This is a genomic window from Pseudomonas sp. Fl4BN1, assembly GCF_009908285.1.
GTDB lineage: Bacteria > Pseudomonadota > Gammaproteobacteria > Pseudomonadales > Pseudomonadaceae > Aquipseudomonas.
Map to the genome: position 1 here is coordinate 160,871 of NZ_JAAARM010000004.1, position 12,518 is coordinate 173,388.

Annotated in this window: 11 protein-coding genes; 9 read left to right on the forward strand and 2 right to left on the reverse strand. The window is 63.5% G+C overall.

Going from position 1 to position 12,518, the window contains the following annotated elements:
* Window positions 1-165 precede the first annotated feature (165 nt).
* The 8 genes from gcl to GV818_RS06290 all read left to right on the forward strand — a co-directional run bounded on the left by gcl (window position 166) and on the right by GV818_RS06290 (window position 9,734).
* Window positions 166-1,941: a glyoxylate carboligase gene (gene gcl / locus GV818_RS06255; RefSeq protein ID WP_161753606.1), complete on the forward strand. Its 1,776-nt coding sequence runs from the start codon at window positions 166-168 to the stop codon at window positions 1,939-1,941.
* 161 nt (window positions 1,942-2,102) lie between these two features.
* The gene (hyi, locus tag GV818_RS06260; protein ID WP_161776066.1) at window positions 2,103-2,885 is read left to right on the forward strand and encodes a hydroxypyruvate isomerase; all 783 of its coding nucleotides are present in this window, start codon (window positions 2,103-2,105) and stop codon (window positions 2,883-2,885) included.
* Window positions 2,886-3,005: 120 nt separating this feature from the next.
* Window positions 3,006-3,899 carry a 2-hydroxy-3-oxopropionate reductase gene (locus tag GV818_RS06265; RefSeq protein WP_161776067.1) on the forward strand — a complete coding sequence of 298 codons (894 nt, stop codon included), beginning with the start codon at window positions 3,006-3,008 and terminating at the stop codon, window positions 3,897-3,899.
* Window positions 3,900-4,067: 168 nt separating this feature from the next.
* On the forward strand, window positions 4,068-5,348 hold the full coding sequence (locus tag GV818_RS06270; RefSeq protein ID WP_161776070.1) for a glycerate kinase type-2 family protein: 1,281 nt from the start codon (window positions 4,068-4,070) through the stop codon (window positions 5,346-5,348).
* Window positions 5,338-6,753 (forward strand): pyruvate kinase, encoded by a 1,416-nt coding sequence (pyk, locus tag GV818_RS06275; RefSeq protein WP_161753614.1) that lies wholly within the window; start codon window positions 5,338-5,340, stop codon window positions 6,751-6,753. Before GV818_RS06270 ends, pyk begins: the two co-directional genes overlap by 11 nt.
* Before the next feature lie 122 nt (window positions 6,754-6,875).
* Entirely contained in the window at window positions 6,876-7,796 is a 921-nt protein-coding gene (locus tag GV818_RS06280; protein ID WP_161776072.1) for an urea transporter, read from the forward strand.
* A gap of 21 nt (window positions 7,797-7,817) precedes the next feature.
* Entirely contained in the window at window positions 7,818-8,642 is an 825-nt protein-coding gene (locus GV818_RS06285; protein WP_161753618.1) for an ion transporter, read from the forward strand.
* Between the two features lie 90 nt (window positions 8,643-8,732).
* Complete coding sequence (locus tag GV818_RS06290) at window positions 8,733-9,734, forward strand: sulfate ABC transporter substrate-binding protein (RefSeq protein WP_161753620.1); 1,002 nt, start codon at window positions 8,733-8,735, stop codon at window positions 9,732-9,734.
* Between the two features lie 64 nt (window positions 9,735-9,798).
* Here the strand turns inward: GV818_RS06290 and GV818_RS06295 are convergent, their stop codons facing one another.
* Both GV818_RS06295 and GV818_RS06300 read right to left on the reverse strand, forming a co-directional pair.
* A complete protein-coding gene (locus tag GV818_RS06295; protein WP_161753622.1) occupies window positions 9,799-10,248 on the reverse strand; it encodes a RidA family protein in 450 nt (149 codons plus the stop codon).
* A 134-nt stretch (window positions 10,249-10,382) separates the two neighbouring features.
* On the reverse strand, window positions 10,383-11,012 hold the full coding sequence (locus GV818_RS06300) for a hypothetical protein (RefSeq protein WP_161776074.1): 630 nt from the start codon (window positions 11,010-11,012) through the stop codon (window positions 10,383-10,385).
* A 261-nt stretch (window positions 11,013-11,273) separates the two neighbouring features.
* On the opposite strand from GV818_RS06300, the gene GV818_RS06305 reads away from it, so the two are divergent.
* Complete coding sequence (locus GV818_RS06305; RefSeq protein ID WP_161776076.1) at window positions 11,274-12,482, forward strand: MFS transporter; 1,209 nt, start codon at window positions 11,274-11,276, stop codon at window positions 12,480-12,482.
* Window positions 12,483-12,518: the final 36 nt, after the last annotated feature.

The window sequence follows — 12,518 nt, forward strand, 5'->3', positions numbered from 1 at the left end:
AATTCGCGAAACACCTCTCCTGCGACAAAAGGACGCCGGTTTATCGGGGTCTTGCTGAAAGCCACTGTAGCCCAAGAAAATGGATTGACCTGCGTAGCCCGCCGTGAATACACTTTGCGGAAAAGCCACTTGTATACAATTACAAAACGTAAGAGGCACAAAACCATGAGCAAAATGAGAGCAATCGAAGCCGCCGTTCTGGTGATGCGCCGTGAAGGGGTCGATACCGCTTTTGGCATCCCGGGTGCCGCCATCAACCCGTTGTATTCCGCGCTGCAGAAAGTCGGTGGCATCGATCACGTACTCGCTCGCCACGTTGAAGGCGCCTCGCACATGGCCGAGGGCTACACCCGCACCAAGGCCGGCAACATCGGCGTGTGCATCGGCACTTCGGGCCCCGCGGGTACCGACATGGTCACCGGCCTGTACAGCGCCTCTGCCGACTCGATCCCGATTCTCTGCATCACCGGCCAGGCACCGCGGGCACGCCTGCACAAGGAAGACTTCCAGGCCGTGGACATCACCAGCATCGTCAAGCCGGTGACCAAGTGGGCCACCACTGTGCTGGAACCCGGCCAGGTGCCTTACGCCTTCCAGAAAGCCTTCTATGAAATGCGCTCCGGCCGTCCTGGCCCAGTGCTGATCGACCTGCCATTCGATGTACAGATGGCAGAAATCGAATTCGATATCGACGCCTACCAGCCCCTGCCGCTGGCCAAGCCTGCGGCGAGCCGGATCCAGGCGGAAAAGGCCCTGGCCATGCTGGACCAGGCCGAGCGTCCGCTGCTGGTGGCCGGTGGTGGCGTGATCAACGCCGACGCCAGCGAACTGTTGGTGGAGTTCGCCGAACTGACCGGCATTCCGGTGATCCCGACCCTGATGGGCTGGGGCACTATCCCCGACGATCACCCGCAGATGGTGGGCATGGTCGGCCTGCAGACCTCCCACCGCTACGGCAACGCCACGATGCTCAAGTCGGACGTGGTGCTGGGCATAGGCAACCGCTGGGCCAACCGCCACACCGGTTCGGTGGACGTCTACACCGAAGGCCGCAAGTTCATTCACGTGGACATCGAGCCTACCCAGATCGGCCGGGTATTCACCCCGGACCTGGGCATCGTCTCGGACGCCGGCAGTGCCCTGACCGTGCTGCTGGAAGTGGCTCGCGAATGGCAGACCGCCGGCAAGCTGAAAGATCGCAGCGCCTGGTTGCATGACTGCCAGCAGCGCAAGGCCAGCCTGCACCGCAAGACCCACTTCGACAACGTTCCGGTCAAGCCGCAACGGGTCTACGAAGAGATGAACCAGGTGTTCGGCAAGGACACCTGTTACGTCAGCACCATCGGCCTGTCGCAGATTGCCGGTGCACAGTTTCTCCACGTCTACAAACCACGCCACTGGATCAACTGCGGCCAGGCCGGCCCGCTGGGCTGGACCATTCCCGCCGCCCTGGGCGTGGTCAAGGCTGACCCGAGCCGCAAGGTGGTGGCACTGTCCGGCGATTACGACTTCCAGTTCATGATCGAGGAGCTGGCAGTGGGTGCGCAGTTCAAGCTGCCGTACATCCACGTGGTGGTGAACAACTCCTACCTGGGGCTGATCCGCCAGGCCCAGCGCGGCTTCGAGATGGACTACTGCGTGCAGCTGTCCTTCGACAACCTCAACGCCCCCGAGCTCAATGGCTATGGTGTCGATCACGTCGCCGTGGTCGAGGGGCTGGGTTGCAAGGCACTGCGGGTGTTCGAGCCGAGTGAAATCCAACCGGCACTGCGCAAGGCCCAGGAAATGGCCGAGGAGTTCAAGGTACCGGTCATGGTGGAAATCATCCTCGAGCGGGTGACCAACATCTCCATGGGCACCGAGATCAACGCGGTCAACGAATTCGAAGACCTGGCGCTGGTCGGCAACGACGCCCCTACTGCGATTTCCCTGCTCGACTAACCCCCCGAAGCCACTGCCACAGGCTCGGTCCGCGTTTGGCCGAGCGGGTTCGCCGAACCTTGCGGCGGTCTGCCCAGTGCGGCCTCTTCCGAGAGGTCGCACGCAGATCGAACGCAGCCTTCGCAGCGGCCACAGGCTTAACCGCTTTACAGGAGACCACCATGCCGCGTTTCGCTGCCAACCTGTCCATGCTGTTCACCGAACAGGACTTCCTCGCCCGCTTCAAGGCTGCTGCCAATGCCGGTTTCAGCGGTGTCGAATACCTGTTCCCCTACGAATTCAGCTCTGCGGAGATCAAGGCTCAACTTGATGCCCATGGCTTGACCCAGGTCCTGTTCAACCTGCCGGCCGGCGACTGGGGCAAGGGTGAGCGGGGTATCGCCTGCCTGCCCGATCGGGTCGAGGAGTTCCGCGCCGGTGTCGACCTGGCCATCGCCTACGCCCAGGTCCTGGGCAACACCCAGATCAACTGCCTGGCCGGCATCCGCCCTCAGGGCGCAGACGCGGCCCTGCTGGAAAAAACCTTCGTCGCCAACCTCAAGTACGCCGCCGAGAAACTCCAGGCGGTCGGCATCAAGCTGGTGATGGAAGCCATCAATACCCGCGACATCCCCGGCTTCTACCTCAACACCACCGCCCAGGCACTGTCGATCCGCGAGCAGGTAGGCAGCGCCAACCTGTTCCTGCAGTACGACATCTACCACATGCAAATCATGGAAGGTGACCTCGCGCGGACCATGACCAGCCACCTGGGCCAGATCAACCACATCCAGCTGGCGGACAATCCCGGGCGCAACGAGCCGGGCACCGGCGAGATCAACTATCGCTTCCTCCTCGAGCACCTGGACAGCATCGGCTACCAGGGCTGGGTCGGTTGCGAGTACAAGCCGCTGACCACCACCGAGGCCGGCCTTGGCTGGCTGAAAACCCACAACGCAATCTGAACCCGCCCCCGTAGGAGCCGGCTCGCCGGCGAACAGGCCCGAAGCCTTGCAGCGCCCTTGCGGCCGCCTTCGCCGGCAAGCCGGCTCCTACCAGGTCTGTCTGAATAGAGGATTTTTATCATGGCTAAAATCGGATTTATCGGCACCGGCATCATGGGCCACCCAATGGCCGCCAACCTGCAAAAGGCCGGTCACAGCCTGCTGCTCTCCGAACACCACGGCAAGGCACCGACCGACCTGATCGCCGCTGGCGCCGTGGCCCTGGCCTCGCCCAAGGAAGTGGCCCAGGAAGCCGAGTTCGTCATCATCATGGTCCCCGATACCCCTCAGGTCGAAGACGTGCTGCTGCGTGCCGACGGCATCGCCGCCGGGATCGGCAAGGGCAAGATCGTCATCGACATGAGCTCGATCTCTCCCACCGCCACCAAGGCCTTCGCCGCCAAGATCAACGAAAAAGGCGCGCAATACCTCGACGCCCCGGTATCCGGAGGCGAAGTCGGCGCCAAGGCCGCGACCTTGAGCATCATGGTCGGTGGCGACAGCCAGGCTTTCGAACGCGCCCTGCCGCTGTTCCAGAGCATGGGCAAGAACATCACCCTGGTAGGTGGCAACGGTGACGGCCAGACCGCCAAGGTGGCCAACCAGATCATCGTCGCCCTGAACATCCAGGCCGTGGCCGAAGCCCTGCTGTTCGCCGCGAAGAACGGTGCCGACCCGGCCAAGGTGCGTGAAGCGCTGATGGGCGGCTTCGCTTCTTCGAAGATCCTCGAAGTGCACGGCGAGCGCATGATCAAGGGCACCTTCGATCCGGGCTTCCGCATCAACCTGCACCAGAAGGACCTGAACCTGGCCCTGAGCGGTGCTCGCGAACTGGGCATCAACCTGCCCAACACCGCCAACACCCAGCAAGTGTTCAGCACCTGCACCGCCATCGGTGGCGGCAACTGGGACCACTCGGCGCTGATCAAGGGCCTGGAGCACATGGCCAACTTCTCGATTCGCGACAAGCAATAAGCAATAAGCAATAAGCACCATCTGTAGCCGCTGCCACAGGCTGCGAAAGGGTCCGCAGGAAACGCTTTTCAGCGGGCCAGGGACAGGCCCTGCGGATCCTGGCGCCGCCCTCGGCGGCGGCTACACCCTGTTTCAAGCCCCCCATAACAAGAAATCCGGGAGCCCGCCATGTCGGTCGATCCGCAACAATTCCTGCGTGAGCTGTTCGCTACAGCCATCGACGCCGCCCATCCGCAACACGTTCTCGAAGCCCATTTGCCCAGCGACCGCAGCGCTCGGGTGATCGTCATCGGCGCCGGCAAGGCCGCCGCCGCCATGGCCCAGGTGGTCGAACGCAACTGGCAGGGCGAGGTCTGCGGCCTGGTGGTCACCCGCTACGGCCACGGCGCCCCCTGCAGCAAGATCGAAGTGGTCGAAGCCGCCCACCCAGTGCCCGATGCCGCCGGCCTGGCCGTGGCCAAACGCGTGCTGGCCCTGGTCAGTGACCTGTCGGAACAGGACCGGGTGATCTTCCTGCTTTCCGGCGGCGGCTCGGCGCTGCTGGCCCTGCCTGCCGCCGGCATCACCCTGGCCGACAAGCAGGCAATCAACAAAGCCCTGCTGAAATCCGGCGCGACCATCGGCGAGATGAATTGCGTACGCAAACACCTCTCGGCGATCAAGGGCGGTCGCCTGGCCAAGGCCTGCTGGCCGGCCACGGTCTACACCTACGCGATATCCGATGTCCCCGGCGATCTGGCCACGGTCATCGCCTCCGGCCCCACCGTGGGCGACCCGAGCACCTCGAGCGAAGCCCTGGCGATTCTCAAGCGCTACGCGATCGAAGTACCGGCAGCGGTACGCAGCTGGTTGCAGAGCCCCGAGTCGGAAACCGTCAAGCCCGGCGACCCGTGCCTGGCCCGCAGCCACTTCCAATTGATCGCCCGGCCCCAGCAATCCCTCGAGGCGGCAGCGGTGAAAGCCCGCCAGGCCGGTTACAGCCCGCTGATCCTCGGCGACCTGGAAGGCGAATCCCGTGAGGTGGCCAAGGTCCACGCCGGCATTGCCCGCCAGGTGGCCCTGCATGGCCAGCCCCTGGCGGCGCCCTGCGTGATTCTCTCCGGTGGCGAGACCACGGTTACCGTGCGTGGCAATGGCCGCGGCGGACGCAATGCCGAGTTCCTCCTGAGCCTCACCGACAGCCTCAAGGGTTATCCCGGGATCTATGCCCTGGCTGGCGACACCGATGGCATCGATGGTTCCGAAGACAATGCCGGGGCAATCATGACCCCGGACAGCTACGCCCGCGCCGCCGCCCTCGGACTGAGCGCCAGCGACGAGCTGGATAACAACAACGGCTATGGTTACTTCGCGGCCCTGGACGACTTGATCGTCACCGAGCCGACCCGGACCAACGTCAACGACTTCCGCGCCATCCTGATTCTCGAGACCCCTAAACATGACGCCTGACAAGAAGGTCAAAATCCTCGCCACCCTGGGCCCAGCCACTGACGGCATCGAGGACATCCGTGAGCTGGTAAAAGCCGGGGTGAACATCTTTCGGCTCAATTTCAGCCATGGCAGCCACGCCGATCATGCCCAGCGCTATGAGTGGATCCGCCAGATCGAACGCGAGCTGAACTATCCACTGGGCATCCTCATGGACCTGCAGGGGCCAAAACTGCGGGTCGGCTGCTTCGCCGAGGGCAAGGTCCAACTGGTGCGCGGACAAGCCCTGCGCCTGGACCTCGACCCGACACCCGGAGACACCCTGCGGGTCAACCTGCCGCATCCGGAAATCATCGCCGCGCTGGAACCCGGCATGGACCTGCTGCTGGACGACGGCAAGCTGCGCCTGCGGGTCATCGCCAAACATGCTGACGCCATCGATACCACCGTACTCAATGGCGGCGAGCTGTCGGATCGCAAGGGCGTCAACGTGCCCCAGGCGGTGCTCGACCTCAGTCCGCTGACCGCCAAAGACCGTCGCGACCTGAGCTTCGGCCTGGAACTGGGCGTGGACTGGGTGGCGCTGTCCTTTGTGCAACGTCCGGAAGACATCCGCGAAGCCCGCACGCTGATTGGCGACAAGGCCTACCTGATGGCCAAGATCGAAAAACCTTCAGCAGTCACCCAACTGCGGGAAATAGCCGAACTGAGCGATGCGATCATGGTGGCCAGGGGCGACCTGGGGGTGGAAGTACCGGCGGAAAGCGTGCCGCAGATCCAGAAGAACATCATCAGCACCTGCCGCCAGCTGGGCAAACCGGTGGTGGTGGCCACGCAGATGCTCGAGTCCATGCGTTTCTCCCCGGCACCGACCCGGGCCGAGGTGACCGACGTCGCCAACGCCGTGGCCGAAGGCGCCGATGCGGTGATGCTGTCGGCGGAAACCGCTTCCGGCGAATACCCACTGGAAGCCGTGCAGATGATGAGCAAGATCATCCGCCAGGTGGAAACCGGCCCCGACTACCAGACCCAACTGGACGTCAGCCGGCCCCAGGCCGATGCCACCGTGTCCGATGCCATCAGCTGCGCGATCCGCCGGATATGCAGCATCCTGCCGGTGGCGGTGCTGGTGAACTACAGCGAATCCGGCAGCTCGACCCTGCGCGCCGCCCGGGAACGCCCTTCGGTGCCGATCCTCAACCTGACGCCAAACCTTACGACCGCACGCCGCCTGACCATTGCCTGGGGCGTGCACTCGGTGGTCAATGACCGCCTGCGCCAGGTTGACGAGGTCTGTGCCACGGCACTGGAAATCGCCCAGGCCCAAGGCCTGGCCAGGCGCGGCGACACCGTGGTGATCACCACCGGCGTACCGTTCGGCCAGCCGGGAACCACCAACTCTCTGCGCGTCGAAACCCTTCTCTGACCGATAACCACCACCGCAGGCTGCGATGAGCCCGGGCTACACGGGTCGCAGGTCTCAGGGGCATTCCCTGCCCCGAGATCGCTCGCAGTCTCCACCAACAACCACAACCACCGACTGCCACCATGCCAGTACCCTCCTTCAACGCTTTCTGTCCTGACTGGGCCACTGCCCTGCTCAACGGTTTCAGTCAGATCTTCCTCCAGCGCCATCCCCTGTGCGGCCTGCTGTGCCTGCTGGCAATCCTGATCAGTGCCCCCACCCTGCTCGGCGGCGCCCTGCTGGGGGCCCTGGCCGGACTGCTCACCGCCCAACGACGGGGTTACGCCAAGGCCGACCGACAAGCCGGACTCTTCAGCTACAACGGCGTGCTGCTGGGCCTGCTGCTGAGCCTGTACCTGCCCTGGTCGGTGCTGTTGCCACCGCTGATCATTGCCGCCGCAGGCCTCAGCGCGATCATTACCCAGCAATGGCTGAAGCGCGCGCGCAACCCCGGCAGCCTGCCGGCCTATACCGCGCCCTTCGTCGGCCTCGGCTGGCTGCTGTTGAGCCTGATGGAGCCCACCCAATCCATGCCCCAGGCAGTGCCCCCCCTGAACCTGTGGAGCCTGCTCGGCGGCCTGGTCCAGGGCTTGGGCCAGATCATGTTCCTTGGCCAGCCACTGGCCGGGGTGCTGATCCTCATCGGCCTGCTGCTGGCCAACCGCCGCGCCGCGGCCTGGGCCCTGATCGGCTCAGCCACCGGCCTGGCCTGGGCCCTGCTGCACCAGCAGCACAGCCAGGCCCTGTTGGGCCTGGCCGGCTACAACTGCGCACTGGCGGCCCTGGCCCTGGGCCAACAGGCCCGGCGCCCATGGCGGCCGCTGCTGGGCATGCTCCTGGCACTGCTGATCACCCCGGGGCTGGTCACCCTGGGCCTCGCCCCTCTGACCGCGCCCTTCGTCCTCGCCTGCTGGCTGGTACACGCCAGCACCCGCGTCCTCGGCCGAACGCCAGCGGACAACGCACCTTGCGCTCCCCCGGCAACTCCCCCTAGGCTTCGCTGACTTTCGATTCAGGCGACTTCCATGGGCAACAGCAACAACTGGCGGCAACGCCTCTACGTGATGATCTTCCAGACCGATACCGTGGCTGGAAGACGCTTCGACACCACCCTGCTGCTGATCATCCTCGCCAGCCTGGTGATCGTGATCCTCGACAGCATCGACCAGGTGCACCGCGACTACGCCAATGTCCTGGCCTATATCGAATGGGGCTTCACCCTGATCTTCGCCATCGAGTACGGCCTGCGGCTGTATTGCTCACCCAAGCCACTGCGCTATGCCTTCAGCTTCTATGGCCTGGTGGACCTCTTGGCCATCGTCCCCGGGATCCTTGCCCTGTACTACAGCGACGCCCAGTACCTGTTGATCATCCGCATCATCCGCATGCTGCGGATTTTCCGCGTGCTCAAGCTCGCGCCCTACCTGAAACAGGCCCACTACCTGCTGGACGCCTTGCGCGGCAGCAAGCAGAAGATCCTGGTGTTCCTGCTCTGCGTCTGCACCCTGGTCACAGTGTTCGGCACTCTGATGTACGTGGTCGAAGGCCCGGAACACGGCTTCACCAGCATTCCCAAGGGCATCTACTGGGCCATCGTCACCCTGACCACCGTGGGTTATGGCGACATCGTGCCCAAGACCGTGATCGGCCAGATGATTTCCTCCATGGTAATGATCACCGGCTACTCGATCATCGCCGTGCCCACCGGGATCTTCACCGCAGAACTGGCCAGCGCCATGCGCGGCGAACAGCTCAAGCACGACTGCCCCGTGTGCCAGAAAAATAGCCATGAATCGGCAGCGGCCTTCTGCTCGCGCTGTGGCAATGCACTATTCAAAAAACTGGAATAAGCAAAGATCTTTTTAATCTTTAAAGAGATATAGCGACGCAGCTATAGTCGGCGGCAAATTGCCTTCACTCTCGAACAAAAGGAATGTGCAGTGAAAAAACTCTTCAGCGCCTCGCTACTGGCCGCCGGCCTGGCCCTGGGCAGTGTGGCCCAGGCCGCACCGACCCTGCTCAACGTGTCCTACGACGTGATGCGCGACTTCTACAAGGACTACAACGCCGCCTTCCAGAAACACTGGAAAGCCGAGCACAACGAGAACATCACCCTGCAGATGTCCTTCGGTGGCTCCAGCAAACAGGCGCGCTCGGTGATCGACGGCCTGCCGGCAGATGTCATCACCATGAACATGGCCACCGACATCAACGCCCTGGCCGACAACGGCAAACTGGTGCCGGAGAATTGGGTAACCCGCCTGCCGGACAACAGCGCGCCCTTCACTTCGGCCACGGTGTTCATCGTCCGCAAGGGCAACCCCAAGGCTCTGAAAGACTGGCCGGACCTGCTCAAGGATGGCGTACAGGTGATTGTGCCCAACCCGAAGACCTCGGGTAATGGCCGCTACACCTACCTGTCGGCCTGGGGTTATGTACTGAAGAACGGTGGCGACGAAAACAAGGCCAAGGACTTCGTCGGCAAGCTGTTCAAGCAGGCACCGGTGCTGGACACCGGTGGCCGTGCCGCCACGACCACGTTCATGACCAACCAGATCGGCGATGTGCTGGTGACCTTCGAGAACGAAGCGGAAATGATCGCCCGTGAATTCGGTCGTGATCAATTCGAAGTGATCTACCCGAGTGTCTCCGCGCAAGCCGAGCCACCGGTGTCGGTGGTGGACAAGGTGGTGGACAAGAAAGGCACCCGCGCCGCGGCCGAGGAATACCTGAAGTACCTGTGGTCGCCGGAAGGCCAGGAAATCGCTGCCAACAACTACCTGCGCCCACGGGACCCGAAGGTGCTGGCCAAGTACACCGACCGCTTCCCGAAAGTCGACTTCCTCTCGGTGGAGAAAACCTTCGGCGACTGGCGCAGCGTGCAAAAGACCCACTTCAATGACGGCGGGATCTTCGACCAGATCTACACCAACGCCAAATGACCCCACTGGGGTGAATGAAAAAAGCGACCTGTGCGGTCGCTTTTTTTATGCCCGGGCTCAGCGTTCAGAGAGCCCGCACCGGGTTGAACAACGCTGCTTCGGCGACCTGGTGGCGCTCCTCCAGCACCGCCTCTGCCTCGACCTCGATCAGCCACTCCGGCAGCGACAGCCCGCTGACGATGATCCACGAGGACGCCGGTGGCTGGTAGGCAAAGCGCTCCAGCAACACCGCGCTGATGTGCTCTTGCTGGTCCCGGGCCGCTTCGGCGATGTAGATCCGCAGCATCACCACATCCGCCAGCCTGCCACCGGCCTCGGCCAGGACCCTGGCGATATTGTCGAAGGCCTGCTCGGTCTGCTCCCGCAGGCCTGGGCCCACGGTACGCTCCTGCTCATCCACCCCCACCTGGCCGGAGAGCAGCAGGCGTCGGCCACCGCGGACCTCCACCGCCTGGCTGAAACCGTACTGCAGGGAATTGAACACACTGGCTGGGTTGAACGTCGACTTTTCCATACGGCACTCTCGGCGCATTGAACGACCGGGAACCGTAAACCAAGCGTTTCCCAACTTCCACCGCAACCCGCGTGCTGCAACACTTGGCAATGCAAGCCCTGCCTGCGCCACCAGCGCCCCCGTGTAGCAGCGGCCTACATCGGCGGCGCAACCCCGTCCTTGCCGGCGGAAATCGACTGCGCGGTGAGTTTGCCGTCGGCGCTCTGGGTGACGAACATCACCACCTTGACCCCAGCCTTGAGCAGGCTGCGATCCCCGGGAGCGAGGTTGACGATGGGAACGTCGTCCGGCACCAGGATCTTCTGCTGGCCCCCCTTGTAGTTGACGGTCAGGGTGCGGCCATTGCTCACCACCAGGTCACCGACACTGCCATTGGTCATGCTGCTGCCCTTGGCCAGGTCGAAGGGCCGATGGCCATCGCCGGTGCCGGCCATCTGCGGTGGGAATACATGCACTTCCATGGCCTTGAGGGTGCCGTCGGCCATGGGCATGGCCGCCGAGCCGATATAGCTGCCGGGCTTGATGTCTTCGATATTGGCCAGGGTCACGGCGCGCACCTGGGTCTGCGGCGTGAGATCGACACTGACATTCTCGCCGCTGTTGACATGCACCCGTACCACATCACCGCTGATCCCGGTGATTTCCCCGCGCACGCCAATGCGCATGCCCGGAGCATCCTGGGCCAGGGCCGCAGTGCTGCCCAGCATGAATGCCAGGGCGATGCATTGAACGTTGCACAACAGACCAAGCAAAGACCGATTCATGAAATGCATTTCCTCTACTGAAAGGGTGCACAGGGCCACGCAGCCAACGCCTGGACCCTGGAAGGCATGAGCATGCTATCGAGCAGGATGTAAGTAAATGTATCATTGCGCCTCGGCAGCGGTACGCCCTCGACAATACCCGGATCGCCGGCAATCGGTCATTTATTCCCCATTGGAATAATCCTGTTACCCGCCCCTCCCCGCTGCATCACTGCGCTGTCGCTCCATCTCGCTCCATCCTATCGCTGCCAGAGAACCGTGATGACTTCCACCCCCCAGGCGCTGCCTGCCAGCAGCCCGACAATGACCCGAGGCATGGTGTTGCTGTTCGCCTTCTGCTGCGGTGCCATCGTCGCCAACATCTACTACGCACAGCCGATCATCGAATTGATCGCACCGGACCTGGGCCTGTCCAACTCCATGGCCAGCCTGATCGTGTCCCTGACCCAGATCGGCTATGCCCTGGGCCTGTTCTTCCTGGTACCACTGGGGGACCTGCTGGAAAACCGTCGGCTGATGATCATCACCACCCTGGTGGCTATCGCCAGCTTACTGGGCGCCGCCTTTACCCAGCAGCCCAATGCCTTTCTCCTGGTGTCGCTGCTGATCGGCTTCAGCTCGGTGTCGGTGCAGATCCTCATTCCCCTGGCTGCGCACCTGGCACCCGAGGAATCCCGGGGCCGGGTGGTAGGGGGAATCATGGGCGGTCTGCTGCTGGGGATTCTCCTGGCCCGCCCAGTGTCCAGCGTGGTGGCCGACCACTTCGGCTGGCGCTCGATGTTCATCGCCGCCGCAGTGCTGATGGCCGCTATCAGCCTGGTGCTGATGCTGACCATCCCCAAGCGCCAGCCGGCCCACAGTGCGACCTACGGCCAGTTGCTGCACTCCCTGGGAAGCCTGCTGCGCCAGCAACCGGTCCTGCGTCAGCGAGCCTTCTACCAGGGTTGCATGTTCGCCACCTTCAGCCTGTTCTGGACCGCAGCGCCCCTGGAACTGGCCCGGCATCACGGCCTGTCGCAGAGCCAGATCGCGCTCTTCGCCCTGGTAGGTGCCATCGGCGCCATAGCCGCGCCCATCAGCGGACGCCTGGCGGATGCCGGGCATACCCGTATCGCCTCGCTGCTGGCCATGCTGCTGGCGGCCCTGAGCTTCGTGCCGAGCCTGATCCATCCGGCCTACAGCGTCATCGGCCTGGCGGTAACCGGAGTAGTCCTGGATTTCTGCGTGCAGATGAACATGGTGCTTGGACAGCGCGCGGTGTACGCCCTCGACGCCCACAGCCGCAGCCGCCTGAATGCGCTCTACATGACCAGTATCTTTATCGGCGGTGCCTTCGGCTCATCGATTGCCAGCGCGGTCTACGAACATTCCGGCTGGCTGGGAATCGTGCTGGTGGGCAGCGCGTTTCCGCTACTGGCGCTGCTGCGATTCCTGCTGGTGAAGGAAAACCACAGCCCGGTCCACGCCTAGCCTTGCGTGTCGGCGGCCTTGCCGATTCAGCGCAAG